24 protein-coding genes are annotated in these 26,625 nt (G+C 59.6%); 10 read left to right on the top strand and 14 right to left on the bottom strand.

Annotation, left to right across the window (positions count from 1 at the left end):
• Positions 1–48: 48 nt before the first annotated feature.
• Positions 49–912: an MBL fold metallo-hydrolase gene (locus AC0Z4S_RS22300; protein WP_485624618.1), complete on the bottom strand. Its 864-nt coding sequence runs from the start codon at positions 910–912 to the stop codon at positions 49–51.
• Between the two features lie 93 nt (positions 913–1,005).
• On the opposite strand from AC0Z4S_RS22300, the gene AC0Z4S_RS22295 reads away from it, so the two are divergent.
• The 3 genes from AC0Z4S_RS22295 (at position 1,006) to AC0Z4S_RS22285 (ending at position 3,568) form a co-directional block, all read left to right on the top strand.
• Complete coding sequence (locus AC0Z4S_RS22295) at positions 1,006–1,347, top strand: ArsR/SmtB family transcription factor (protein ID WP_083352492.1); 342 nt, start codon at positions 1,006–1,008, stop codon at positions 1,345–1,347.
• 166 nt (positions 1,348–1,513) lie between these two features.
• The gene (locus tag AC0Z4S_RS22290; RefSeq protein ID WP_485624617.1) at positions 1,514–2,758 is read left to right on the top strand and encodes an NAD(P)/FAD-dependent oxidoreductase; all 1,245 of its coding nucleotides are present in this window, start codon (positions 1,514–1,516) and stop codon (positions 2,756–2,758) included.
• Between the two features lie 9 nt (positions 2,759–2,767).
• Complete coding sequence (locus AC0Z4S_RS22285) at positions 2,768–3,568, top strand: sulfite exporter TauE/SafE family protein (protein WP_485624616.1); 801 nt, start codon at positions 2,768–2,770, stop codon at positions 3,566–3,568.
• 94 nt (positions 3,569–3,662) lie between these two features.
• On the opposite strand, the gene AC0Z4S_RS22280 is transcribed toward AC0Z4S_RS22285, so the two are convergent.
• The 6 genes from AC0Z4S_RS22280 to AC0Z4S_RS22255 all read right to left on the bottom strand — a co-directional run bounded on the left by AC0Z4S_RS22280 (position 3,663) and on the right by AC0Z4S_RS22255 (position 9,922).
• A complete protein-coding gene (locus tag AC0Z4S_RS22280; RefSeq protein ID WP_039763167.1) occupies positions 3,663–4,943 on the bottom strand; it encodes a TRAP transporter large permease in 1,281 nt (426 codons plus the stop codon).
• The gene (locus tag AC0Z4S_RS22275; protein ID WP_485624615.1) at positions 4,943–5,470 is read right to left on the bottom strand and encodes a TRAP transporter small permease; all 528 of its coding nucleotides are present in this window, start codon (positions 5,468–5,470) and stop codon (positions 4,943–4,945) included. The genes AC0Z4S_RS22280 and AC0Z4S_RS22275 overlap by 1 nt, the downstream gene beginning before the upstream one ends.
• A 75-nt stretch (positions 5,471–5,545) precedes the next feature.
• Positions 5,546–6,520, bottom strand: coding sequence for a TRAP transporter substrate-binding protein (locus tag AC0Z4S_RS22270; protein ID WP_039763165.1), 975 nt, complete (start codon positions 6,518–6,520; stop codon positions 5,546–5,548).
• A gap of 60 nt (positions 6,521–6,580) precedes the next feature.
• The gene (locus AC0Z4S_RS22265) at positions 6,581–7,474 is read right to left on the bottom strand and encodes an SMP-30/gluconolactonase/LRE family protein (protein WP_485624614.1); all 894 of its coding nucleotides are present in this window, start codon (positions 7,472–7,474) and stop codon (positions 6,581–6,583) included.
• A 44-nt stretch (positions 7,475–7,518) separates the two neighbouring features.
• Positions 7,519–8,343 (bottom strand): NAD-dependent epimerase/dehydratase family protein, encoded by an 825-nt coding sequence (locus AC0Z4S_RS22260; RefSeq protein WP_485624613.1) that lies wholly within the window; start codon positions 8,341–8,343, stop codon positions 7,519–7,521.
• A gap of 283 nt (positions 8,344–8,626) precedes the next feature.
• A complete protein-coding gene (locus tag AC0Z4S_RS22255; protein ID WP_485624612.1) occupies positions 8,627–9,922 on the bottom strand; it encodes an OprD family porin in 1,296 nt (431 codons plus the stop codon).
• 308 nt (positions 9,923–10,230) lie between these two features.
• On the opposite strand from AC0Z4S_RS22255, the gene AC0Z4S_RS22250 reads away from it, so the two are divergent.
• Both AC0Z4S_RS22250 and AC0Z4S_RS22245 read left to right on the top strand, forming a co-directional pair.
• Complete coding sequence (locus AC0Z4S_RS22250) at positions 10,231–11,886, top strand: MFS transporter (protein WP_485624611.1); 1,656 nt, start codon at positions 10,231–10,233, stop codon at positions 11,884–11,886.
• A complete protein-coding gene (locus AC0Z4S_RS22245; RefSeq protein WP_471879545.1) occupies positions 11,883–13,025 on the top strand; it encodes an HlyD family secretion protein in 1,143 nt (380 codons plus the stop codon). The genes AC0Z4S_RS22250 and AC0Z4S_RS22245 overlap by 4 nt, the downstream gene beginning before the upstream one ends.
• Positions 13,026–13,150: 125 nt before the next feature.
• On the opposite strand, the gene AC0Z4S_RS22240 is transcribed toward AC0Z4S_RS22245, so the two are convergent.
• On the bottom strand, positions 13,151–13,345 hold the full coding sequence (locus tag AC0Z4S_RS22240) for a hypothetical protein (RefSeq protein WP_485624610.1): 195 nt from the start codon (positions 13,343–13,345) through the stop codon (positions 13,151–13,153).
• Between the two features lie 107 nt (positions 13,346–13,452).
• Here AC0Z4S_RS22240 and thpR point away from each other — a divergent pair, with 107 nt between their 5' ends.
• The gene (gene thpR / locus AC0Z4S_RS22235) at positions 13,453–13,992 is read left to right on the top strand and encodes an RNA 2',3'-cyclic phosphodiesterase (protein WP_485624609.1); all 540 of its coding nucleotides are present in this window, start codon (positions 13,453–13,455) and stop codon (positions 13,990–13,992) included.
• A 254-nt stretch (positions 13,993–14,246) separates the two neighbouring features.
• On the opposite strand, the gene AC0Z4S_RS22230 is transcribed toward thpR, so the two are convergent.
• The 5 genes from AC0Z4S_RS22230 to AC0Z4S_RS22210 form a co-directional block, all read right to left on the bottom strand.
• Positions 14,247–15,344 (bottom strand): polyamine ABC transporter substrate-binding protein, encoded by a 1,098-nt coding sequence (locus tag AC0Z4S_RS22230; protein ID WP_095182000.1) that lies wholly within the window; start codon positions 15,342–15,344, stop codon positions 14,247–14,249.
• A 183-nt stretch (positions 15,345–15,527) separates the two neighbouring features.
• Positions 15,528–16,403, bottom strand: a complete 876-nt coding sequence (locus AC0Z4S_RS22225) for an ABC transporter permease subunit (protein ID WP_485624608.1) — start codon at positions 16,401–16,403, stop codon at positions 15,528–15,530.
• Entirely contained in the window at positions 16,400–17,314 is a 915-nt protein-coding gene (locus tag AC0Z4S_RS22220; protein ID WP_485624607.1) for an ABC transporter permease subunit, read from the bottom strand. The genes AC0Z4S_RS22225 and AC0Z4S_RS22220 overlap by 4 nt, the downstream gene beginning before the upstream one ends.
• On the bottom strand, positions 17,311–18,453 hold the full coding sequence (potA, locus tag AC0Z4S_RS22215) for a polyamine ABC transporter ATP-binding protein (protein WP_042609314.1): 1,143 nt from the start codon (positions 18,451–18,453) through the stop codon (positions 17,311–17,313). The genes AC0Z4S_RS22220 and potA overlap by 4 nt, the downstream gene beginning before the upstream one ends.
• A 315-nt stretch (positions 18,454–18,768) precedes the next feature.
• A complete protein-coding gene (locus AC0Z4S_RS22210; RefSeq protein ID WP_485624606.1) occupies positions 18,769–19,530 on the bottom strand; it encodes a gamma-glutamyl-gamma-aminobutyrate hydrolase family protein in 762 nt (253 codons plus the stop codon).
• Positions 19,531–19,812: 282 nt separating this feature from the next.
• Here AC0Z4S_RS22210 and AC0Z4S_RS22205 point away from each other — a divergent pair, with 282 nt between their 5' ends.
• From AC0Z4S_RS22205 to AC0Z4S_RS22190, 4 genes are all read left to right on the top strand, one after another.
• Positions 19,813–21,189 (top strand): glutamine synthetase family protein, encoded by a 1,377-nt coding sequence (locus AC0Z4S_RS22205; RefSeq protein ID WP_007918694.1) that lies wholly within the window; start codon positions 19,813–19,815, stop codon positions 21,187–21,189.
• A 172-nt stretch (positions 21,190–21,361) separates the two neighbouring features.
• Complete coding sequence (locus AC0Z4S_RS22200; RefSeq protein ID WP_485624605.1) at positions 21,362–22,852, top strand: aldehyde dehydrogenase; 1,491 nt, start codon at positions 21,362–21,364, stop codon at positions 22,850–22,852.
• A gap of 49 nt (positions 22,853–22,901) precedes the next feature.
• Positions 22,902–24,185, top strand: a complete 1,284-nt coding sequence (locus AC0Z4S_RS22195) for an NAD(P)/FAD-dependent oxidoreductase (RefSeq protein ID WP_485624604.1) — start codon at positions 22,902–22,904, stop codon at positions 24,183–24,185.
• A gap of 397 nt (positions 24,186–24,582) precedes the next feature.
• On the top strand, positions 24,583–25,131 hold the full coding sequence (locus AC0Z4S_RS22190; protein WP_011333561.1) for a cupin domain-containing protein: 549 nt from the start codon (positions 24,583–24,585) through the stop codon (positions 25,129–25,131).
• A gap of 1,054 nt (positions 25,132–26,185) precedes the next feature.
• Here AC0Z4S_RS22190 and AC0Z4S_RS22185 read toward each other — a convergent pair.
• The gene (locus AC0Z4S_RS22185; protein ID WP_485624603.1) at positions 26,186–26,470 is read right to left on the bottom strand and encodes a fructose-bisphosphate aldolase; all 285 of its coding nucleotides are present in this window, start codon (positions 26,468–26,470) and stop codon (positions 26,186–26,188) included.
• Positions 26,471–26,625 lie beyond the last annotated feature (155 nt).

Below are 26,625 nucleotides of genomic sequence, written 5' to 3'. Positions count from 1 at the left end.
ACAGCGTTCGTAGGAAAAATAATCTGGCGACGGATCTAGCGATTTTTCCTATAGGGAATCCAGCGGGATCTTCAGGTAAACCACGCCGTTGTCTTCCGCCGCTGGCAGATTACCCGCTCGTACATTTACTTGTATCGCCGGCAGCAACAACGTCGGCATGCCCAATCCGGCGTCACGCTGAGTACGCATCTCGACGAACGCGGCTTCATCGATCCCGTCATGCACATGAATATTGCTTTTGCGCTGTTCGCCGACCGTGGTCTGGCACTGTGAGGCGCGGCCTTCAGGCGGGTAATCGTGGCAAACATAAAGCTTCACACTCGCCGGAAACGCCAACAGCTTCTGGATCGACTTGAACAGCTGCTGCGCATTGCCGCCGGGAAAATCACAGCGCGCGGTGCCGACATCGGGCATGAACAACGTGTCGCCGACCAAAATCTGCTCACCGTCGATCAAGTAGGCCATGTCCGCTGGCGTATGGCCGGGAACGTGCAGGGCGGTGGCTTTGAGATTGCCGATCATGAACGCCTCGTTCGGCGCGAACAGGTGATCGAACTGCGAGCCGTCGACGCGAAATTCCGGCTCCAGATTGAACAGGGCCTTGAACACGTTCTGCACTTTGCTGATTGATTCGCCGATGGCGATCTTGCCGCCCAGTTCACGGCGCAGATATGGCGCTGCGGAGAGGTGATCGGCGTGGGCGTGGGTTTCCAGCAGCCATTGCACTTGCAAGCGATGCGCACGGACGAAGGCGATGATCTTGTCCGCCTGCACGGTGCCGGTGCGCCCGGCGGCGCCATCGTAATCGAGCACCGGGTCAACGATTGCGCACTGGCCGCCGTCGGCCTCGTAGACCACGTAGCTGTAAGTCGAGGAGGCGGGGTCGAGGAACGCTTCAATCAGGGCGGGCATGGGTAAAAACCTGTGCTGGGGAATTCAGAGTTGCAACACTTTATGTAAAAACATAATGTTCGCAGCTTAAGTGACCTACAAGGCCTCGTGCAAATGCAATCCAGTCTGACCGAATGTGAAGTCGCCCAACTGCGCGCCTCGGCGTCCAAGGCCTGCGCCTTGCTCAAAGCCTTGGCCAATGAGGATCGTCTGCTGATCCTCTGTCAACTGACCCAGGGTGAACGCAACGTCGGCGAACTGGAAACCATGACCGGCGTGCGCCAGCCGACACTGTCCCAGCAACTGGGCATCTTGCGTGACGAAGGGTTGGTCGCGACCCGCCGCGAAGGCAAATACATTTTCTACGGCCTGGCCAGTCATGAAGTGATTCAGGTGATGAAAACCCTCTCGGGGCTCTATTGCGGAGCGGTGCTCAAGAGCTGGGAACAGCAATAAATGCCAGCCTTCACAAACATCTCCTGTGGGAGCGAGCCTGCTCGCGAAGGCGGCGTGTCAGCCGACGAATAGTTGACTGAGCCACCGCTTTCGCGAGCAGGCTCGCTCCCACATTAGTTGTTGTGGTGAACCAAAAATCCTTGCGTGCAGTAAAAAGGAACCAGCAATGAACGATCAACACTGGGGCTCATCCATCAGTGCGGACATCGTGGTCATCGGCGGCGGGACGGCTGGCATCGGTTTTGTCGCCAGCCTGCTCAAGCGTGACCCGCACCTCAACGTCACCGTGATCGAGCCAAGTTCACAGCACTACTACCAACCGGCCTGGACGCTGGTTGGCGGTGGCGCGTTTGACGTGAAAGACACCGTCAGGCCGATGAGCAAAGTCATGCCGCGTCAGGCGACGTGGGTTCAGGCCAGTGTAAGCGCCATCGACCCACAAAACCGCCAACTCACCCTCGACGACCAGCGCACTGTCAGCTACCAGAACCTGATCGTCTGCCCCGGCCTGCGCCTGGCCTGGGAGAAAATCGAAGGTTTGCGGGAAAGCCTCGGCCAGCACGGTGTCACCTCCAACTACAGCTATCAACACGCCCAGTACACTTGGGATCAAGTGCAGAAACTGCGCGACGGCCGGGCGCTGTTCACCCAGCCAGCGATGCCGATCAAATGCGCCGGCGCGCCGCAAAAAGCCCTGTACCTGTCCTGCGACCATTGGCGCAAAAACGCGGTGCTGCACAACATCAACGTTGAATTCAATCTGGCTGGCGCTGCGCTGTTTGGCGTGCCGACCTTCGTGCCGCCGCTGATGAAGTACATCGAACAGTACAACGCGCAACTGGCCTTCAATTCGAATCTGGTCAAGGTCGACGGCCCAGCGAAAACCGCGTGGTTTGAGGTCAAAGACGCCGATGGCAACGTCAGCCTCCTAGCGAAAACCTTCGATCTGCTCCACGTCGTTCCGCCGCAAGTCTCGCCGGATTTCATCGCAGAAAGTCCGCTGGCCGACGCCGCCGGCTGGTGCGAAGTCGATCCGCATAGCCTGCAGCACCTGCGTTTTCCCGAAGTGTTTGCACTGGGCGATATCTGCGGCACCAGCAACGCGAAAACTGCAGCGGCGGTGCGCAAGCAGATTGTCGTCGTTGCGCAAAACCTCCTGGCCGGGCGCAAACAACAGCCGCTGCCGCTGAAGTACGACGGCTACGGCTCGTGCCCGCTGACGGTGGAGAAGGGCAAGGTGATCCTTGCCGAGTTCGGCTATGGCGGCAAACTGCTGCCGACCTTCCCGCTCGACCCGACCGTGCCGCGGCGGTCGGCGTGGTGGCTGAAAGCGACGCTGCTGCCGTGGTTCTACTGGCACGGCATGCTCAAGGGCCGCGAGTGGCTGACGCGTCTGTCCAAGGTCGACTGAGAAAACCCTATGTTGCTGGCAAGTCTGTTTGGCGTGGTGATGGGGTTGGTGCTCGGCCTGACCGGCGCGGGCGGCGGGATTCTTGCGGTACCGGCGCTGGTGCTGGGGCTCGGCTGGACGATGACGCAAGCGGCGCCGGTGGCCTTGTTTGCGGTCGGCAGCGCGGCAGCGGTCGGCGCTATCGATGGTTTGCGCCATGGCCTGGTGCGTTATCGCGCTGCGCTGTTGATCGCAGCATTGGGCGCGGTATTTTCGCCGCTGGGGATCTATTTCGCGCATCAGTTGCCGGAAAAGATTCTGATGATTCTGTTCAGCCTGCTGATGGTCCTGGTCGCCTGGCGAATGTTCAGAAAGGAGCGTGAGCAAGCGGGGCCGAGCGATCACGGCCATGCCAGTTGGGGCCAGAAGAATTGCATGCTCAACGAGCAGACCGGGCGCTTCGACTGGACCGCCAAATGCACCGCCACCCTGGCCGCACTGGGGGCGATTACCGGTGTCGTCTCGGGATTGCTTGGCGTCGGTGGCGGTTTTTTGATCGTGCCAGCGTTCAAGCAACTGACCGATGTGCAAATGCGCGGCATTGTTGCGACATCGTTGATGGTGATCAGTCTGATTTCAGCGATCGGGGTGATGGGTTCGTTTCATGCGGGCGTACGCATCGATAGCCAGGGCGCGGCGTTCATCGTCGCGAGCATCGTCGGCATGATCATCGGCCGCAGGGTTTGCGCGCAGGTGCCGGCGCGGGCGTTGCAGGTGGGGTTTGCCAGTGTGTGTCTGGTGGTGGCGGGGTACATGTTGTTGCGGGCTTGAGGATCAAAAGATCGCAGCCTCGTTGCACTCGACAGCTCCTACCAGAGAGTGCGGTCCTGTAGGAGCTGCCGAAGGCTGCGATCTTTTCAGACGGTTACAACACCAGGTGCGGCAGCCACAGCGAAAGGGCGGGCACGTAGGTCACCAGCATCAATACCAGGAACAGCACTGCATAGAACGGCAGCAGGGCTTTCACGGTGCTTTCGATACTGACTTTGCCCACCGCCGAGCCCACGAAGAGCACGGCGCCCACCGGCGGTGTTATCAATCCGATCCCCAGGTTGACCAGCATGATCATGCCGAACTGCACCGGATCGACACCGATACCGAGAATCACCGGCATCAGGATCGGCGTGAGGATCAGGATCAGCGGCGCCATGTCCATCACCGTGCCCAACAGCAGCAACATGACGTTGATGCACATCAGGATCACGTAACGGTTGTCCGACAGCGTCAGGAACATCGTGGTGATCTTCGCCGGGATCTGCATCAGCGTCATGATGTAGCCGAAGCTCGCGGCGAAACCGATCAGGATCATCACAATCGAGATCGTCCGCACGGTGCGGTGCATCAGCTTGGGCAGTTCACGCCACTTGTAGTCGCGATAGATGAACATGGTCACGAAGAACGACCACAGCACTGCGATCGCCGCCGATTCCGTCGCGGTGAAAATTCCCGAGAGGATGCCGCCGAGGATGATCACCATCGCCATCAGGCCCCAGAGGGCCTCGCCGACGATTTTCAGCGCCTGGCGCATCGGGATGACTTCGCCCTTCGGGTAGTTGCGCTTTTTCGCGAAGATCAGACACAGCACCATCAGGCAGGCGCTCATCAGCAGGCCCGGAACGATGCCGGCCATGAACAGCGAGGCAATCGAGACCGTGCCACCGGCGGCCAGCGAGTAGAGCACCGAGTTATGGCTTGGCGGGGTCAGCAGGGCCTGCACCGAACCGCTAACGGTGACGGCGGTGGAGAAGTCCCGTGGATAGCCCTTGCGTTCCATTTCCGGAATCAGCACCGAACCCACCGAGGCGGTGTCCGCTACCGACGAGCCGGAGATCGCGCCGAAGAAGGTCGAAGCGACGATGTTGACCAGTGACAGGCCACCGCGCACGAAACCCACCAGCACGCCGGCACACGCCACCAATCGCCGGGACATGCCGCCCTCGGCCATGATCGCACCGGCGAGGACGAAGAACGGAATGGCCAGCAGCGAGAATTTGTTCACGCCCGAGGCGACCTGGATCATCACCGCCTGGAACGGAATGTCGATCCACCATGCGCCGATCAGCGCGGCGGCGCCCAACGCGTAGGCGACCGGCATGCCGATCAGGATCAAAGCGATAAAACTGCCCAGCAGTATCAGAGCGTCCATTAAGCGGCACCTTCACTTTCTTCCACCAGGTCGAACTGCACGACCCGCCGTTTGCTCTGGTCACCGAGCAAGAGTTTTTCCAGGACAAAAATCAGCGTCAGCAAGCCGCCCAAGGGAATCGGCAGATAGGTCACGCCAACGCGCAGGTCGGGCAGGGCGGCCATGAACTGGTTCCAGGTCGACATGCACAGCTTGGCGCCCCAGATGGTCATGAAGATGCAGATCGCCGCCATCAGCAGTTGCGAAAAGATCGCCGCCGCTGATCTCAGCGGCGGTGACATGCGATCGGTCAGCATGGCCACGGCCATGTGCGCGCCGGCGCGGTAACTGGCGGCGGCACCGATGAAAGTGAACACCATCATCAGCAGGATCGCCGTCGGCTCTGGCCAGCTGGAGCCGGTGCCAAGTACGTAGCGGGCGAATACGCCCCAGGGAATCATCAGGGAAATCGCCAGGACGGAAAGGCCGGCGACCCAGATGCATGTCATGTAGATCTTGTCGTTGATACGTAGCAGCAGATTCTTCATCGGGTTCCACCGTAACCCGGCGCGCCTGAGTCATCAGGCGCGCCGGGCCTTGTTCATGAGTACGGAGCGGGAGGGTTACTGAACGGCTTCGATTTTCTTGATCAGGTCGGCGTACTTCGCGCCGTATTTTTCCCGTACCGAAGCGGTGGCGTCGTAGAAGGGTTTCTTGTCGACTTCGATGAACTCGACGCCGGCGGCCTTGAGTTTTTCTTCACTGGCAGCGGACTTCTTGTCCCACAGCACGCGTTCTTCAGCCTGAGCAGCCTTGGCGGCTTTCTTCACCAGTTCCTGTTGATCCGGAGTGAGTTTCTCCCAGGTGATTTTCGACATCACGATCGGCTCTGGCAGGATCAGGTGACCGGTCAGGCTGTAGAACTTGGCGTTCTGGAAGTGGTTGTGTTCGAGCAGGGTCGGCGGGTTGTTTTCTGCGCCGTCGATCACGCCGGTCTGCAGGGCGCTGAAGATCTCGCCGGTGTCCATGGCGATGCCGTTACCGCCCATGGCATTCATCATGTCGATGAACATCGGGTTGCCTTGCACGCGGATCTTCATGCCCTTGAGGTCTTCGAGCTTGCGCACCGGCTTCTTGGTGTAGATGTTGCGCGTGCCGCCGTCCATCCACGCCAGGGCTACCAGGCCGAATTCGGAGTTGGTGATCTTGTCGAGAATCTCATCGCCCACCGCGCCATCGATGACGTTACGCATGTGCTGATGGTCGCGGAAAATGAATGGCATGTTGAACACGTTCACGTCCGGCACCACGGGGCCGACGATACCCAGGCTGACGCGCGACAGCTGCACCGCGCCGACCTGCATCTGCTCGATGACTTCCTTTTCCGAACCCAGCACACCGCCCGGGAAATATTGGAAGGTCAGTTCGCCGTTGGTTTCCTTGGTCAGGGTCTTGCCCATGTTTTCTTCGGCCACCACGGTTGGATAACCGGCGGGGTGGATGTCAGCGAATTTGAGTTTGATTTCTGCCTGAGCGGCACCAGCGAAGGTGAACATCAGCGGAAGTGCAGCGGCGAGCAAGGTGCGTTTGAAGTTCATGGGGGTGAGTCTCCAGTCTTGTTATTTTTTTGTTCAAGGCGCAGCGGTGCAGCAGAGGGGCTAAAGCAAATCGTTGAATTCAGGTTCGGCGAGGCCTTTGACGCCCGGCTTCAAAGCGAATAAGCCGCCGGCCAGGGATTGCGGATCGAGGTCATCGCCGGGGCGAATCGAGGCGACAAAAAGAGTGTCGAAATTGCTGCCGCCGAAAGCGCACATGGTCGGTTTTTTCACCGGCACTTCCAGTGAGAAGTCGAGGCGGCCATCCGGCGCGAAGCGGTGAATCAGGCCGGCGTCGTTGGCACAGATCCAGTAGCCACCTTCGGCATCCACGGCGGCGCCGTCGGGGCGGCCGGGGAAGTGATTCATGTCGACGAAGATTCGGCGATTCGACGGCGTACCGGTTTCGATGTCGTAATCGAACGCCCAGATCAGTTGCACGTTGGGGTGCGAATCGGACAAATACATGGTTTTGCCGTCGGGACTGAAGGCGAGGCCGTTGGGCACGATGAAGCCATCCAGCTGCGCTTCGACCACGCCGGATTGCCCGGCGCCGAAGCGATAGAGCCGGCCTTCAGGCGCATTCAGGCCCATGTTCAAGACCATGCTGCCGGCCCAGAAACGCCCTTGGCGGTCGCAGCGACCGTCGTTGAGGCGCATGTCCGGGCGGCTGTGCTCGACGGTGGCGAGCAATTCGCTGTCGAGGCTGCCGTCGCTGTGCGGGTGCAGGCGAAAGAAACCGCTTTCCATACCGGCCACCCAGCCACCGCTGCGGTGGCGGGTGATGCAGGCGAGCATTTCCGGGGTTGTCCACGAGGCAACATGGCCAGTGTCGGCGCTCCAGCGTTGCAGGCCGCCGTTGGGAATATCGACCCAGTACAGCGCTTTTTCCTGCGGCACCCAGACCGGGCTTTCACCGACCGCGTTGCGGGCGTCGACGATCAATTCGGCTTGCATACTCATTCCCATGGTTTTTATTGGAGGGGGATCAAGTCGAGCGATCAGTCGCCGAACGGGCCTGCTGCGACGAAGGCGCCGCCCTGATAGATCCGCGCCGGATCATCGTCGGCCGGCATCGGCTGCGCTTCGACCTTGTCGCGGAACACTTCCGAGCTGTCCCTGGCTTCGAAACCGAGGTGGCTGGCGTAGCGGTTGTCCCACCAGACGTCTTTGTTGGCGGACATGCCGTAGACCACGGTATGTCCGACATTCGGTGTGTACAGCGAGCGTTCGAGCAGTTGCGTGAGATCGTCGAAGCTCAGCCAGGTGTGCATCATCCGGCGGTTCTGCGGCTCGGGGAACGAGGAGCCGATGCGGATGCTGACGGTTTCGATGCCGTAGCGATCGAAGTAGAAACTGGCCATGTCTTCGCCGTAGGACTTGGAGAGGCCGTAGTAACCGTCAGGACGGCGCGGGGAGGTGGCGTCGAGTTTTTCGTCCTGCTTGTAGAAGCCGATCACATGGTTCGAACTGGCGAAGACCACCCGCTTCACGCCGTGCTTGCGCGCCGCTTCGTAAATGTGAAAGACACCGCAGATGTTGGCGCCGAGGATTTCTTCGAACGGCCGCTCGACCGAAACGCCGCCGAAATGCAGGATCGCATCGACGCCTTCGACCAATTGATGCACGGCTTGCTTGTCGGCGAGGTCGCAGAGCACGACTTCTTCGTGTTCATCGACGGCCGGGGCGAGGGCGGCGATGTCGGACAGGCGCAGCACCTTGGCGTAAGGGCGCAGGCGTTCGCGCAGCACTTTGCCCAGGCCTCCGGCGGCACCGGTCAGCAGCAGGCGATTGAAAGGCACGCGGGGGGTAGAAGTAGACGTCATGGCAATCCCTGGACACATTGTTATTAGGTTTGTTGTAGGTTGTCGTATGACTGCGCTGAAGTATCGGTAGGGTTTCCGGATCTTGTCAACGCGACTTTTGGTGTAGATGACGGAAGGCCCAGTCCAGTCTTCTATAACCACAAATGCCTGTTTGGCAATGCAACTCCCCTGTGGGAGCGAGCTTGCTCGCGAAAGCGGTGTGTCATTGAAAGATGAATTGACTGACCCGACGCATTCGCGAGCAAGCTCGCTCCCACAGGGAATATCGGTGTGGAGACTGGCTTTACAACAACGAAATCGGATAGCTGATAAAGATCCGGTTTTCATCAAATTCGTTGGTGCTGAAGTCCCGGCGGATGGTCGCATTGCGCCATTTCACGTTGAGATTCTTCAGCGGGCCGCTCTGCACGGTGTAGGCCAGTTCCGATTCGCGGCCCCATTCCTTGCCGTCATTGGTGGTGGCGGTGTGCACGTTATCGCCGCTGATGTAGCGGTTCATCAGGGTCAGACCAGGCACGCCCAGCGCAACGAAGTTGTAGTCGTGACGCACCTGCCAGGAGCGCTCCTTGGCGTTGTCATAACTGGCGTTGTAACTGTCGTTGGCCAGGGTGCCGCCGCTGGTGCCGTTGACGCGCATCCAGGCATCGTCGCCGGTGAGTTTCTGCAGGCCGACGTAGAAAGTGTGGCCGCCGTACTTGGCCGAGAGCAGGGCGAACGCGGTCTTGTTGTCGAGATCGCCGGCCTGGGCGCTGCCGTCTTCCTTGCCGGTGAAGAAACCGAGGTTGGCGCCAAGGGTCCAGTCGCCCATCGGCTGGCTGTGGCTGAGGTTGAAATACTGCTGCTGATAGATATCGGTGAGTTCGGCGTACCACAGGCCGACCATGGTGCGCTTTTCGTTGAAGGTGTATTCGCCGCCGCCGAAGTTGAAGCGATCAGAGGTGAACGCACCGCGGCCGTTCATCGACATGTCTTCCATGCTCGCATCGTTGCGCGGGCTGTTGCCGCGGAACTGGCCGCCGTACACGGTCAGACCGTTGATTTCGGTGGAGGTGATCTGGCCGCCGCGAAAGGTCTGCGGCAGGGAGCGGCCATCGTCGGAGCGCAGGATCGGCAGCACCGGCATCCATTCACCGACCTTCAATTCAGTTTTCGACACCTTGGCTTTCAACGCCACGCCGAGCCGGCCGAAGTTGTCCGCCGGGCGCCCGTCATCGTGGATCGGCAACAGCTGTGTGCCGCCGGTACCTTTGCCGCCATCGAGCTTCTGCGAGTACATACCCAGGATGTCGAGACCGAAGCCGACGGTGCCTTGGGTGAAACCGGACTTGGCGTCGAGGATGAAGTTCTGCGTCCACTCTTCAGCCTTGCCCTGGGGATAGGCCGGGTTGACGAAGTTGCGGTTGAAGTAAGCGTTGCGCAGGTTCAGCGTGGCTTTGCTGTCGTCGAGAAAGCCTTCGGCATCGGCGCTCATTGGCAGGGCGAGGGCGAGGCTGCTACAGCCGAGCAGGCTGAGGGTGGAACGTGGGCGGGTAACGGCAAAACGTGGAGGGCGGACGGAATTGCGGGCGAGTGTGCTCACTGTGACGCTCCCTGAATCGTTTGTTGTTTTTATTATTTGTCATACGTCGTCGTACAACATCGTTGCGGATATTTCCCAGATTTTCGGGGATTGTCAACTGGAAGTTATACGATCACCGCCGGTGCTACGCCGCACGCCTTGTAGGAGCTGCGGCACGCTGCGATCTATTGATCTTGCTTTTGAAAAATCAAAAGATCGCAGCCTCGTTTCACTCGACAGCTCCTACAGGTTTTTTTGTTGTCCATGGAAAAGTGTGCTGCAAAGAAATATGCGGCAAACTTCCCTCACCCCCAGCACCAGGCCGATCCATGGATAAATACGCCCCGCGCAACTGGCAACCCCACGAAAAGCCCAGCCTGCCCGGTTCCCCATCGACCCCTTTGCACTCCACGCCCAAGCGACTGGCGTATGCGGCGGTCGGTGTGCTGGTGGCGGTGACCGGTGGGCTGGGGAATTCGCTGGTGGTGGCCAACCTGCCTTATCTGCAAGGCTCGCTCGGCGCGACTACGGCGGAAATGGCCTGGTTGCCGGCGGCGTATGTGATGACCAACGTATCGATGAACCTGCTGCTGGTGAAATTTCGCCAGCAATTCGGCTTGCGCGCGTTCACTGAAGTGTTCCTGGTGCTGTACGCGCTGGTGACCTTCGGCCACTTGTTCGTCAACGATCTCAATTCTGCGGTGGCGGTGCGTGCTGCCCACGGCATGGTCGGCGCGGCGCTGAGTTCGCTGGGTTTGTATTACATGGTCCAGGCGTTCCCGGCGAAGTGGCGGCTGAAGGCGCTGGTACTCGGTCTTGGCACGTCACAACTGGCGTTACCGCTGGCGCGGCTGTTTTCCGAGGATCTGTTGCAGATCGCCGAGTGGCGCGGCCTCTACCTATTCGAATTGGGCATGGCCCTGTTGTCACTCGGCTGTGTATTGCTGCTGAAGTTGCCGCCAGGTGACCGCTTCAAGACTTTTGAAAAACTCGACTTCCTGACCTTCGCCATCCTCGCCACCGGTGTGGCGTTGTTGTGCGCGGTGCTGTCGCTGGGACGCATCGACTGGTGGCTGGAGGCCGACTGGATAGGGGTGGCGCTGGCCTGTTCGATCGCGCTGATCATCATGGGTCTGGCCATCGAGCACAATCGCAGCAACCCGATGCTGATGACCCGCTGGCTGGGCAGCGGCACGATGATTCGTCTGGCGCTGGCGGTGACCCTGATTCGCATGGTCACTTCGGAGCAATCCACCGGCGCGGTCGGTTTCATGCAGAACCTGAACATGGGCTATGAGCAACTGCACAGTCTGTACGTGGTGATGCTCATCGGCAGTATCGCCGGCCTTGCGACCAGCGCGCTGACCATCGACCCCAAACACTTGCTGATGCCGTTGATCATCTCGCTGGCGCTGATGGCCACCGGTTCGGTGATGGACAGTTTTTCCAACAACCTGACCCGCCCGCAAAATCTCTACGTCAGCCAGTTCCTGCTGGCGTTCGGCAGTACGTTTTTTCTCGGCCCGACCATGGTCTTCGGGACGCGCAACGTGCTGACCAATCCGCGCAACCTGGTGAGTTTTTCCGTGCTGTTCGGGATCTGCAACAACCTCGGCGGGCTGCTCGGCGCGGCGTTGCTTGGCACGTTTCAGATCTTGCGCGAGAAATACCATTCCAGCCACATCGTCGATCATCTGGTGATGTCCGACCCCTTGGTGGCCGCGCGCGTGCAGAGCGGCGGCTCGGCCTACGGCGGTTTGCTGGCCGACCCGAGCCTGCGCAATCTGGCCGGGATCCGCAGCCTCGCCAATGCGGCGACACGCGAAGCGAACGTGCTGGCCTATAACGATGTCTTCATGCTGATCGCGGTCATTGCCGTTCTGACCATGATCTGGCTTTCGATTCGCGCGTTGTGGCTGATGAGCACCACCAAAGCCATTGAGCCGACGCCTTCCGTACCACCCAGCGGCGCCATTTCTTCATGACCGAACCGACCACCACAACCACCAATGCCATCGCCGCCACACCTGAAGGGGAGGCGCCGCCATCGTCGCCGAACACCGCGCCGCGTTCGCTGCGGGTGCGGATCATTTCTTCGCTGGGCTTTGCCGCGATCGCCATCGTTGGCGTACTGATCGTGTTGTATGCCTGGCAACTGCCGCCGTTCAGCAGCGCCGTCGAAACTACAGAAAACGCCTTGGTGCGCGGGCAGGTGACGATCATCGGCCCGCAGCTCAGCGGATATGTGTTCGAGGTGCCGGTGCAGGACTTCCAGTACGTCAAGGCCGGGGATCTGCTGGTGCGTCTGGACGACCGCATTTATCAGCAGCGCCTCGACCAGTCGCTGGCACAACTGGCGGTGCAAAAGGCTGGATTGGCCAACGTGGTGCAGCAGCGCAACAGTGCCGAGGCGACGATCAAGTTGCGCCAGGCAGTGCTCGCCGACAGCCAGGCGCAGTTGCGCAAGAGCGAGGCCGATCTGCGGCGCAATCAGGAACTGGTGCGCGACGGCTCGGTGTCGAAACGCGAGTTCGACGTGACTCTCGCCGCCAATGCGCAGAGCACGGCGGCGGTGGCGCAGGCCAAGGCCAATCTGGAAATCGCCCGGCAGGACCTGCAAACAGTAATCGTCAATCGCGGCTCGCTGGAAGCTGCGGTGGCCAGCGCCGAAGCGGCGGTGCAACTGGCACGGATCGATCTGTCGAACACGCGGATTGTCGCGCCGCGCGACGGCCAGCTCGGGCAGATCGGCGTGCGCCTCGGCGCCTACGTCAACTCCGGCGCGCAGTTGATGGCGTTGGTGCCGGATCAGAAATGGGTGATCGCCAACATGAAGGAAACCCAAATGGCCAATGTGCGTGTCGGGCAACCGGTGCGCTTCACCGTCGACGCCTTGAACCACCGCAGATTCACCGGCCATGTGCAGCATATTTCGCCGGGCACCGGTTCGGAATTTGCCTTGCTCCAGGCCGACAACGCCACTGGCAACTTCGTCAAGATCGCTCAGCGCGTGCCGGTGCGCATCACTATCGATCCCGATCAGCAGGAAGCAGAACGGCTACGACCGGGGATGTCGGTGGTGGTCAGCATCGACACCGCCGCCGGCGACACACAACCCCACTGATCAATGCATAACCCTGTGGGAGCGAGCCTGCTCGCGAAAGCGTCGTATCAGTAACATTTCTTTATCTGACACACCGCTTTCGCGAGCAGGCTCGCTCCCACAGGATTAGTGCTCGCGGGCTGTGTTCACTCGGGCGAGGGGGTGACCCGGCAGCTCTTGCGCTTGCGAATCTGCTCGTCGCTCGGCCGTTCGCGGACGAATTCGAAGCGCGGTTCGCCTTCGCTGTAATGCACCAGCCAGCCCCATTCCAGTTCGCTTTCGTTCTGCCCGGGTTGTGGTGGCCGGGCCCACCAGGGTTCTTTGCTGAGGATCTCGCGCATGGCAGCCTCCGGTTGTTGGCAATCCTTGAACTATAGCTTCCTGGCGCGAGTCGTCAGCACAGGCTGTGTAGAATCGGCGCGGTCATGACGAAAAAGGGGGCAGGGTGATGATTGATGGGGTGCGCAAGGATGAGCCGTCGAAGCGATTGTTTTTTGCCTTGGATTGCCCGCCATCGCAGCGCAAGGCGATCGCCCAGTGGCGCGCGGAGCTGGGCCTGCGAACCGGGAAACCGGTACCGGCGGATAATTTTCATCTGACCCTGCTGTTTCTCGGCGCGGTGCCGCTGGCGCAGATCCACGGCGTCTGCGAAGCAGCGAGCAATGTGCGTATTCCGGGTGAAGCGTTGCGGGTTGCGCTGGATCGCTTGCAGGTCTGGCATCGCGCCGGTGTGTTATCGCTGGCACCGGAGCAGGCGCCGCCGGCGTTGTTGCGCCTGGTCTATGCGCTGGAGCAAGCGATGCTGCCGTTTGGTTTTGAGGAGACCGCCCACGAGTTTCGCCCGCACCTGACCCTGGCCCGCGAATACCGTGCGCCGGAGCCGGAAACGAGCGCGCCGCCAGAGTTCTTTCTGCGCGCGGAACGCTTCGCTTTGTTCGAATCGCACAAGGGCCGCTATCGGGTTTTGCAGGACTGGTCGCTGATCTGAACGAACAAAAAAAGGCGCCCGAAGGCGCCCGCAAATTCACCCGAGCCGAGGGAGCCGGGTGAGGCCGTTCAGAGCAGGGTGCAGCGGTGGTAAGGCGCTGCGTGAACGGGAAACTTCAGAATCTGGCCGGCTCACATCGATCGACTGTGGGAGCGAGCCTGCTCGCGAAGGCGTCGGTACATCCAACATTTTCGTCGCCTGTCCTACCGCTTTCGCGAGCAGGCTCGCTCCCACATTTTTGATTATCGGTGTTTTTATTTCCCGAGCTTCACCCGCGTCCAGCCGCGGGTCATGATCCGCTGCGTGGCAATCGGCTGATCCGGCACGGCATACAAGGTCGCCATCACCGCTTGCGACGGATACGAGCCCGGTTCGTTGCGGATCGCCTCGTCCACCAGTGGCGTGGCCGCCGCGTTGGCGTTGCTGTAGCCGATGCTGTTGGTGACTTCGGCGATGATGTCCGGGCGCATCAGGAAGTCCATGAACAGGTAGGCGTTGTCGACGTTCGCCGCATCACGGGGGATGGCGACCATGTCGTAAAAACTGCCGGCGCCTTCCTTGGGAATGCTGTAGTCGATCACCACGTTGTTGCCCGATTCCACCGCACGCGCCTTGGCCTGGAGGACGTCGCCGGAGTAACCGACCGCTACGCAGATGTTGCCGTTGGCCAGATCGGAGATGTACTTCGAGGAATGGAAATATGCCACGTACGGGCGGATTTTCATGAACAGCGCTTCGGCCTCGGCGATGTGCGCCTTGTCCTTGTCGTTCACCGGATAGCCCAGATAGTGCAGAGCGGCCGGGAGCATTTCGGTCGGCGAATCGAGGAAACTGATGCCGCAGGCTTTGAGCTTTTCCGCGTTCTCCGGCTTGAACAGCAAGTCCCAGGAATTGGTTGGAGCGTTGGCGCCGAGCACTTCCTTGACCTTGGCCGGATTGAAGCCGATACCGATCGAGCCCCACATATACGGGAACGCGTGGGCGTTGTCCGGATCACTGGCGGCAGCGTTTTTCAATAGCACCGGATTGAGATTCTTCCAGTTCGGTAGCTTCGATTTGTCCAGCGGCTGATAGACGCCGGCCTTGATCTGCTTGGCCAGAAAACTGTTCGACGGCACGACGATGTCGTAGCCGGATTTGCCCGCGAGCAGGCGCGCTTCCAGGGTTTCGTTGCTGTCGAAGACGTCGTAGGTCACGCGAATGCCGGTTTCGTCTTCAAACTTCTTGACGGTGTCCGGCGCGATGTAATCGGACCAGTTGTAAACACGCAGCACCTTGTCGTTGGCCTGGGCGCCCATGACCATTGCGCCCATTAAGGACAGTGTCAGCAGAGTCCTGCCAAACATTTTCATCGGTACAACTCCCATCTTTTTATTAACTTCAAGCAAAGGACCCTCACCCTGACCCTCTCCCGGAAGGAGAGGGAATTGGCTGGTCGGCCTGACAACATTTGTGTAGGAGCTGACGAGTGCAACGAGGCTGCGATCTCCTGATCTTGCTTGTGAAGATCAAAAGATCGCAGCGTGCCGCAGCTCCTACACGGCGGTCGCGGCACGTTGCGGCTGCCACGCTTCGTTGGCGGTCTGATCCATGGCTTCCTGAATCGCCCGCTTGCGATTGGCTTCCGCTTTGCGGCCGAAGTACCAGACGAGGAAAGTCACCAGCGACACCGCCAGCAGAATCAGGCTGGCCACGGCGTTGATCTCAGGCTTCACGCCCAGGCGCACCGCCGAGAACACTTCCATCGGCAGCGTGGTCGAGCCCGGCCCGGAGACGAAACTCGCCAGCACCAGGTCGTCCAGCGACAAGGCGAACGACATCATCCCGCCCGCCGCCAGCGACGGCGCGATCATCGGAATGGTGATGAGGAAAAACACCTTGAACGGCTTGGCGCCGAGATCCATCGCCGCTTCTTCGATCGACAGATCCAGCTCCCGCAGGCGCGCGGAGACTACCACCGCGACATAGGCCGCACAAAACGTGGTGTGGGCGATCCAGATCGTGACGATGCCTCGCTCCTGCGGCCAGCCGATCAACTGCGCCATCGCCACGAACAGCAGCAACAACGACAGACCGGTGATCACTTCCGGCATCACCAGCGGCGCGGTGACCAGGCCGCCAAACAGCGTGCGACCCTTGAAGCGCGTGACGCGAGTCAGGACAAAAGCGGCAAGGGTGCCCAGCGCCACTGCTGCAATCGCGGTGTAGCAGGCGATCTCCAGCGAGCGCAGCACCGAGCCCATCAGTTGCGTGTTGTCGAGCAGGCCGACATACCACTTCACTGACCAGCCACCCCACACCGTCACCAGTTTCGAGGCGTTGAACGAGTAGATCACCAGAATCAGCATCGGCAGATAAATGAACATCAAGCCGAAGATCAGCATGAACCTGGAAAAGTTGAAGCGTTTCATCCCCGTGCCTCCATCTCTTTGGCCTGACTGCGGTTGAACAGCAGAATCGGCACAATCAGGATCAACAGCATCACCACCGCCAGCGCGGACGCCACCGGCCAGTCGCGGTTATTGAAGAATTCCTGCCACAGCACGCGACCGATCATCAGCGTCTCCGGGCCACCCAGCAGTTCTGGAATCACGAACTCGCCGACCACCGGAATAAACACCAGCATGCAGCCAGCGATGATGCCGTTCTTCGCCAGTGGCACGGTGATCTTCCAGAAGTTGTTGAAGTTGCTCGAGCCCAAGTCCTGCGCGGCTTCCAGCAGGCTGTTGTCGTGCTTGACGAGGTTGGCGTAGAGCGGCAGGACCATGAACGGCAGGTAGGCATACACCACGCCGATGTACACCGCTGTGTTGGTGTTGAGGATCTCGATCGGATGATCGGTGAGCCCGGTCCACATCAGGAACGCGTTGAGCAGACCGTTGTTGCTAAGGATGCCCATCCACGCATACACACGGATCAGAATCGCCGTCCAGGTCGGCATCATGATCAACAGCAGCAGGACGTTTTGCGTTTCCTTGCCGGTCTTCGTGATCGCGTAGGCCATCGGGAAACCGATCGCCAGGCACATCAGCGTGCTCAGTGCTGCGACCTTCAGCGAACCGAGGTAGGCCGACAGGTACAGTTCGTCTTCGCCGAGCAGGGTGTAGTTGCCGATGTTCAGCAGCAGCTGGAATTTCTGTTCGGCGAAGGTGTAGATCTCCGAGTACGGCGGGATCGACAGCGCCGCTTCCGAGAAGCTGATCTTCATCACCAGAAAGAACGGCAGCATGAAAAACAGGAACAGCCAGATGAACGGAATGCCGATCACCAGTTTTCGTCCGCTGGGCACCAGGCGCAGGAATTGCTGATTGAAAGTTTTCATGAGCGCAGCACCACGCCGCTGTCGTCTTCCCACCAGACGTAGACCTTGTCGTCCCAGGTCGGCCGCGCGCCACGGCGTTCGGCGTTGGCCATGAACGACTGGACGATCTTGCCGCCGGGCAGCTCGACGTAGAACACCGAGTGGCCGCCGAGGTAGGCGATGTCGTGCACCTTGCCCTCGGACCAGTTGTAGCGGAACTCTGGTTGGCTGGTGCTGACGAGCATTTTTTCCGGGCGGATGGCGTAGGTGATCGACTTGTCCTGCACCGACGTGCTGACGCCGTGACCGACGTAAATCTTCTGCTGCAAATCCGGGCTGTGAATGATCGCGTGGCCTTCGAGATCTTCCACCACGGTGCCGTCAAAGGCGTTCACATTACCGATGAATTCGCAGACCATGCGGCTGACCGGCGCTTCATAAATGTCGACCGGGCTGCCGATCTGCGCGATCCAGCCCAGGTGCATGATTGCGATGCGCTGAGCCATGGTCATGGCTTCTTCCTGGTCGTGGGTCACCATCACGCAGGTGACGCCGACGCGCTCGATGATCTCCACCAGCTCCAGTTGCATTTGCGAACGCAGCTTTTTATCCAGCGCGCCCATCGGCTCGTCGAGCAGCAACAGCTTCGGCCGCTTGGCCAGCGAGCGGGCGAGGGCGACGCGCTGCCGCTGACCGCCGGACAATTGGTGCGGGCGACGTTTGGCGTATTGGGTCATGTGCACCAGACGCAGCATTTCTTCGACGCGGGCATCGATTTCGCTGGCAGGCAAACGGTCCTGTTTGAGGCCGAAGGCGATGTTCTGCGCCACGGTCATGTGCGGGAACAACGCGTAGGACTGGAACATCATGTTGATCGGCCGCTCGTACGGCGGCATGTCGGTGATGTCCACGCCATCGAGCAGAATCCGCCCCTCGGTCGGCCGCTCGAAACCGGCGAGCATGCGCAGCAGAGTCGATTTGCCCGACCCGGAACCACCCAGCAGCGCGAAGATTTCGCCCTGATGGATCTCCAGGGACACATCGTCCACGGCCACGGTTTCGTCGAACTTCTTGGTGACACGATCGACTTTCACCAACACCTTTTTCGGTTGCTGATGACCTTCGAGTGCCTTGCGGTAAGTGCTGGAGGCGTTTGCCATGTGAAACTCCCAACAGGTTTCGTGTGCCTGGCCAATGTGGCCGGGCTTAAGTGGATTGCAAGCCTGCAAGTGCACCTGTAGGAGCTGCCGAAGGCTGCGATCTTTTGATCTTGATCCTGAAAAACAAAATCAAAAGATCGCAGCCTTCGGCAGCTCCTACAGGGCTCCTGCCATCCGGCTTGTTCGGCGCCGCCGTCCTGGCTGCCTGGGTCGTACTTGTTGTTATTACGGGTGTTGCGGTTCACGACTGACGGATGTGCAAACGCACACCCGCCAGCCGCGGGGCAGTAAAACGTTATTGGGTCTGTGGTTGCGTCAGCGCTGATTGCGCCGCGCCGTCCGGTGCCGGCACGCTGCGCCGAACGCCTGGAAAATCTTCAGGTAGTCGGGGTTGTCCAGCACTTGCCACTCCGGGTGCCATTGCACGCCGAGGGCGAAGGTGGAGCTGTGCTCGACCGAAATCGCTTCGATCAAACCGTCCGGCGCCACGGCTTCGGCACGCAGGCCAGGAGCGAGGCGGTCGATGCCCTGACTGTGAATCGAATTGACCTGAAATTCGTTGGGCAGCTCCAGCGCTTCGAACACACCGCCAGCGATCACGCTGACCGCATGGGCCGGGGCGTATTGCACCGCCACATCCGGGCTGTCGGCCTCGCGGTGATCGAGCATGCCCGCCAGCTCATGGACCTTCTGATGCAGGCTGCCGCCGAAGGCCACGTTCATTTCCTGAAAGCCACGGCAGATGCCGAGCACCGGAACGCCCGCCGCGATGGCTGCACGCAATAAAGGAAGGGTGGTGGCGTCGCGGGCCGGATCGTGATCCGTGCCGGGTGCACTGGCCGGGCCTTGGTAGTGGAAGGGCTCCACGTTCGAGGGAGAGCCGGTGAGTAAAAGACCGTCGAGCTGACCGAGCAGGTCATCGATTTCAGTCAGGTTGCCAAGAGAAGGAATGACCACTGGCAACCCTTCAGCGCCAACGCTGACAGCACGTACATACTTGTCGCCGCTGATGTGATAGGGATGCAGGCCAATCTGTTTGACGCACGCAGTAACGCCGATCAATGGCTTGAATGCCATTTTTATTCACCTCGAAGTCTGTCACTTGAACGAGCTTTTCCGGAGCTTAGCCTCGTTGATTTTAATTAACAACTGCCATGTAAAAAATTCTAAACGGCGATCATCGCGCCGCTCTGGTTTTATTGGGTTTAGCAGCTGATCTGGCACGAGAGTGTTAATAAAAGCCCGAAAAATAAAGGCTGAGGGGCCAGCTGTTCGCTATTGACTTCACTTTGCCTTTCGGATTGACTGGCTGCGCAACACGGTGGTGAACATAATAATTAACAGCTAAATAGGTGCATCATGTCGGTCCCTCTGCGTACCGTTCAACTCAACGAAGCCAACGCATTCCTTAAGAAATATCCTGAGGTTTTGTACGTCGACCTTCTGATTGCGGATATGAACGGTGTGGTGCGCGGCAAGCGCATCGAACGCACCAGTCTTCATAAGGTGTACGAAAAAGGCATCAACCTGCCGGCGTCGCTGTTCGCGCTGGACATCAACGGCTCGACAGTGGAAAGCACCGGTCTGGGCCTCGATATTGGCGATGCCGATCGCATCTGCTATCCGATCCCCGGCACCCTGAGCATCGAGCCGTGGCAAAAACGCCCGACTGCGCAACTGCTGATGACCATGCACGAGATCGAAGGTCAGCCATTCTTCGCTGACCCGCGTGAAGTGCTGGCCAACGTAGTGCGCAAATTCGACGACCTCGGCCTGACTATTTGCGCGGCGTTCGAGCTTGAGTTCTACCTGATCGATCAGGACAACGTGAATGGCCGTCCGCAGTCGCCTCGCTCGCCAGTGTCGGGCAAACGTCCGGTATCGACGCAGGTCTACCTGATCGACGACCTCGACGAATACGTCGACTGCCTCCAGGACATTCTGGAAGGCGCCAAAGAGCAAGGCATCCCGGCCGACGCGATCGTCAAGGAAAGTGCCCCGGCGCAGTTCGAAGTCAACCTGCATCACGTCTCCGACCCGATCAAGGCTTGTGATTACGCGGTGCTGCTCAAGCGTCTGGTGAAAAACATCGCCTACGACCACGAGATGGACACGACTTTCATGGCCAAGCCGTACCCAGGCCAGGCCGGCAACGGTTTGCACGTGCACATTTCGATTCTGGATAAAGAAGGCAACAACATCTTCGCCAGCGAGGATCCCGAGCAGAACGCCGCACTGCGTCACGCGATCGGCGGTGTGCTCGAGACCCTGCCGGCGCAAATGGCTTTCCTCTGCCCGAACGTCAACTCGTATCGCCGTTTCGGCGCGCAGTTCTACGTGCCGAACTCGCCGAGCTGGGGCATCGATAACCGCACCGTCGCCGTGCGCGTGCCGACCGGTTCAGCCGACGCCGTGCGCATCGAACACCGCGTCGCCGGTGCCGACGCCAACCCGTATCTGCTGATGGCTTCGGTGCTGGCCGGTATTCACCACGGCCTGACCAACCAGATCGAACCGGGCGCCCCGGTCGAGGGCAACAGCTACGAGCAGAACGAGCAGAGCCTGCCGAACAACCTGCGCGACGCCCTGCGCGAGCTCGACGACAGCGAAGTCATGGCGCGCTACATCGACCCGATGTACATCGACGTGTTTGTCGCGTGCAAGGAAAGCGAACTGGCCGAGTTCGAGAACTCGATTTCTGACCTTGAGTACAACTGGTATCTGCATACCGTCTAAAAGCTGACACCCAACCCTGTAGGAGCTGCCGAAGGCTGCGATCTTTTGACTTTGATTTTCGGAGCAAGAGCTAAAGATCGCAGCCTTCGGCAGCTCCTACATGGGAACGGGTTATCAGATTTCGTTTGGCGTGCGTTCGCCCATCCCCATTCCTTTCGTCGAGCTCATAACAATGACCACAACCCGCAACGACTGGGAACAACGCTTCCAGTCCCTGTCCATCGAATCCCGCGCCTTCATCAACGGTGAATACCGCCCGGCGATCAGTGGCGACACCTTCGAATGCCTGAGCCCGGTCGACGGTCGCTTTCTTGCCGCCGTCGCCAGCACCGATGAAGCCGACGCCAATCTCGCCGTCGAAGCCGCGCGTCAATCGTTCAATTCCGGCATCTGGGCGAAAAAAGCCCCGGCCGAGCGCAAACGCATCCTGATCCGCTTCGCCGATCTGATCCTGCAACACCAGGAGGAACTGGCGCTGCTGGAAACCCTCGACATGGGCAAACCGATCAGCGATTCGCTGAGCATCGACATCCCGGCCACCGCCAACGCGATCCGCTGGAGCGCCGAGGCCATCGACAAGATCTACGACGAAGTCGCCGCCACCCCGCACGATCAACTCGGCCTCGTCACCCGCGAGCCGTCCGGTGTGGTCGCGGCGATCGTGCCGTGGAATTTCCCGCTGATCATGGCCAGCTGGAAGTTCGCTCCGGCGCTGGCGGCGGGTAATTCGTTCATCCTCAAGCCTTCGGAAAAATCGCCACTGACGGCGATCCGCATCGCGCAGCTTGGGCTGGAGGCCGGGATTCCGAAAGGCGTGTTCAACGTGCTCCCAGGTTATGGCCATACCGTCGGCAAGGCGCTGGCATTGCACATGGACGTCGATGTGCTGGCCTTCACCGGCTCCACGGCAATCGCCAAGCAACTGATGATTTACGCCGGCCAGAGCAACATGAAACGCGTCTGGCTCGAGGCCGGCGGGAAGAGCCCGAACGTGGTGTTTGCCGATGCACCAGACTTGCACGCCGCAGCCCAAGCGGCGGCCGCTGCCATCGCCTTCAATCAGGGCGAAGTCTGCACTGCCGGCTCGCGTCTGCTGGTCGAGCGTTCGATTCGCGAGCAGTTCATTCCGCTCCTGGTGGAAGCGCTGCAAGCGTGGAAACCAGGTCACGCACTGGACCCGGCGACCACCGTCGGCGCCGTGGTCGATCAGCGTCAACTCGACAACGTCCTGCGCTACATCAGCATCGGTCGGGAGCAGGGCGCCGAGCTGATTGCCGGCGGCCAGCGCACTCTCGAAGAAACCGGCGGCCTCTACGTGCAGCCAGCGATTTTCGACGGCGTGACCAACGCAATGACCATCGCTCAGGAAGAAATCTTCGGCCCGGTGCTGTCGCTGATCACCTTCGACACTGCCGAAGAAGCGCTGCAGATCGCCAATGACAGCATCTTCGGCCTCGCCGCCGGTGTGTGGACCAGCAACCTGAGCAAGGCGCACACCTTCGCTCGCGGCCTGCGCGCCGGCAGCGTTTGGGTCAACCAGTACGACGGCGGCGACATGACCGCGCCGTTCGGTGGCTTCAAACAGTCGGGCAACGGTCGCGACAAATCGCTGCACGCGTTCGACAAGTACACCGAGCTGAAGGCGACCTGGATCAAGCTCTGACTCTTTTACAGCGGCGGCCGCCCATGGTCGGCGGCCCTCGGAGAAACCTATGAAACAGCAACACGTAAACAGCTATTACGCCGCCACCCGCAACGAAGTCATCGACTTTCCGATGCTCGAAGAAGCGGTGGACTGCGACGTCTGCATCATCGGTGCCGGCTATACCGGCCTGTCCTCGGCGCTGTTCCTCAGCGAGGCCGGCTATAGAGTGACGGTGCTGGAAGCGGCGAAAGTCGGCTACGGCGCCAGCGGGCGCAACGGCGGTCAACTGGTCAACTCCTACAGCCGCGACGTCGATGTCATCGAAGAGCGCTACGGCGACAAGACTGCGGAAATCCTCGGCAGCATGATCTTCGAAGGCGCCGACATCATCCGCTCACGCATCAAGGATTACGACATCAAGTGCGACTACCGCCCGGGCGGTATTTTCGCGGCGATGAACAAGAAACAACTCAACGGCCTGGCCGAGCAAAAGCGCAACTGGGAACGCTACGGGAACCGCAATCTGAAGATGCTCGACGCCGCGGATATTCGTCGTGAAGTAGGTTCCGATGCCTACGTTGGCGGCTTGCTGGACATGCAGGGTGGCCACGTTCATCCGTTGAACCTGGCCCTCGGTGAGGCCGCTGCCATCGTGCGCTTGGGCGGCAAGATCTACGAGCAATCGGCGGCGGTGGAAATCACCTACGGCGAGCCGATCACCGTGCGCACCGGCAAAGGTCTGGTCCGCGCCAAGTACCTGCTGATCGCCGGCAACGCTTATCTGCCGCAGGGGCTCGATAACCGCGTCACCGCGAAAAGCATGCCGTGCGGCTCGCAGATCGTCGTCACTGAACCGCTGACCGAGCAGCAAGCACGCAGTTTGATCACCAATAATTACTGTGTCGAAGATTGCAATTACCTGCTGGATTACTACCGCCTGACTGCCGACAACCGTCTGCTTTACGGAGGAGGCGTGGTGTACGGCGCGCGCGAGCCGGACGACATCGAACAGCTGATTCGGCCGAAGATCCTCAAGACCTTTCCGCAGCTCAAAGACGTGAAGATCGACTACCGCTGGACCGGCAATTTCCTGCTGACCATGTCGCGCATGCCGCAATTCGGCCGCATCGAAAAGAACGCCTACTACATGCAGGGCTACAGCGGCCACGGCGTTACCTGCTCACACCTGGCCGGCAAACTGATCTCGGAAATGATCCGCGGCGACGCCGAACGCTTCAACGCCTTCGCCTCCCTGCCGCACATGCCGATGCTCGGCGGCCGCACCTTCTCCGCACCGCTCACCGCTCTGGGCGCCGTCTACTACTCGCTGCGCGACCGCTTTGGCGTCTGAGCCACCTCCCCGGCGACGGTCCCCAAGACCGCGCCGGTTTTCCCCTGTGGGAGCGAGCCTGCTCGCGAAGAGGCCAACCCAGCCACACTCGCTTTTGCTGACCTGCTCAAAACCAAATGTGGGAGCGAGCTTGCTCGCGAAGGGGCCATATCAGCCAACATCTTCGTTGTCTGACACACTGCTTTCGCAAGCAAGCTCGCTCCCACATTGGCTGTATTGCCAGTGCGAGAGGAAGTTTCGTCTCACCATCCATCGAACCTGCTGAGCAACACCACCAAACGTGATTTAATAGCCGCCTTTCACGGTTCCGGGACACGGGAGCAACGTGATCCGCGCGACCTGCGCGTCACCCGCCACCCACCCCCATTACCCTTAAGTACCTCAACATAAGGCAGTCATGGATACGGGTTCTCGACTCAAACTAGTACGCGAAAGCTACAAACTATCCCAGCGCGAGCTCGCCCGGCGCAGCGGCGTGACCAACGCGACCATCTCGCTGATCGAACAGAACCGCGTCAGCCCCTCCGTCAGCTCGCTGAAAAAGCTGCTCGAAGGCATACCGATGTCCCTGGCCGACTTCTTTACTTTCGACCAGCCGCCGCGCGAACACCAATACGTGTTCCGCGCCAACGAACAACCCGACCTCGGCCGCCACGGCCTGCGCCTGCTGCTCATCGGCGCCTCCGTCCCCAGCCGCCAGATGCGCCTGCTGCGCGAACAATACGCCCCCGGCGCCAGCTCCGGCGAAGAGCCGATCGTGCATGCCGAAGGCGAAGAGTGCGGATTGGTCACGCGCGGCACCGTAGAATTGACCGTGGACGGGCAGGTGAGTGTGTTGAGTGCGGGCGATGGGTATTACTTTCCGACGACGTTACCGCACAAGTTTCGCAATATCGGCGCGGATGAGGCTGAGATCATCAGTGCGAATACGCCGGCGAATTTTTAAGTGAAATTACGAGCATGAGAGCAAAAGAAGGTGATCAAGAGAAATCGTGAGTAGCGATTTCTCTTGATCCTAAGAGTGGATGAAAACTTACCTTTGCCTGCATGTGCCGTCGGGCAGTTTGTCGCTTCCGGTGCAGGTTGCTGCATAAGGCTTTTTGAATTCAGCCATAGAGGGGGGGGAGCTGCTGATGCTGGCGATCGAAGGAACAGCAACGTTGACAGCAAGGAGCGCTAGTAGGAGGGTGGTTGATTTACGATAAGTTTTCATTTTGATTCTCGTTTTAGCTGGTGCGGTGAGCAACGGTTCGAGGGCGAATTTCGTATGTCATCATTCTTGATGTTACAAATTTCGATCCCGCACCCCGGATAATGAGAGTTGCGACCGTGCTACGCACCTGTCAAAGCTGACAGTTTTTTATCACTTATTGAAATTGCTGCTATCCCAACTAGAACTAAAGCATTCGACGCGGTGCGCAATGGAGGGAACATCGGTAGCAATGGATTTTACTGTTTAGACACCGAATCGAAGTTCTAACATCCAGAGCCAAGCAACAGTGGAAAATGTAGCCGGATTTGTATTTTTATACGTTTTCGCACAACTCTTCTCCGCCTTCAGCCGGCAGACACGCTGCTCCGCGAACAATACGCCCCCGGCGCCAGCTCTGGCGAAAAGCCGATCATGCGTTCCGATACTCTGCAGCGTTCCTCACAGGCCATTACTGGCGTCTTTATTCGCATGTTATCGGCACTTCTCGATCATAGGCCTGGTAGGTTGCCAATTTTCTGGCCTCGCGAATTCTCATTCGCAATTGCAATAAAGCTCATCCCTACTGTTACGCAAAAAAAGGCACACCTCGCTGAAGTTGTTCATACGATCTCCGGAGTTGTTTGGGATTTGAATTTTTTGAAGCGTTCGGCCAGTGATGTTGGAGAACATTTGAAGTGTTTACACCTGTAAGTGTTGACAGTTTTTTAGATTTAAATGGAGTCAATATAATTTCAAATGGCTCTCTACCATTCACGGTAAAGGTTAGCGCGGCGGCTAACGTTCGGAATTATTCGGAATTAAAACCTCTCCGCTCAACCACCCTGAATACATCGCTCACATCTTGCACCATGATCCTGGCAATATTGGTCACGGTACTGATGTCATGCTCTGCGTAATCTGGAAGGCTGGAGCAAGCGATGAGGTCAAGGTATTTGAGGACGGCGTTGAGGCGTTCGGCGAGGCAGGCGTGGAGGTCGCGTAACGGGGCGCCTGTATCGATCAGGAGAACGGGTGTATCGGTGGCAGGGTGGGACATATGGGCGTAGTGGTGGAGCGGTTTGTTGACGGTCATCAGAAGTCCTCTCGGGTAAAAGAGCCACCTCTCTGCTGCGAAACAAAAGGGTGGCGGCTGTGAGCGGGTTCGCAGACCGAGGAGAAGACCAAGACTCGGCAGACCCAAGGGTCTCCCGCGCACAGCCACCATAAAACGTAACGCGGGCGGATTTT

The sequence above is a fragment of the Pseudomonas sp. 1L-B-1-E-C1 genome (genome assembly GCF_057291835.1).
The sequence above is the reverse complement of the archived record's forward strand: the minus strand, read 5'-3'. Positions and strand labels throughout refer to the sequence as shown.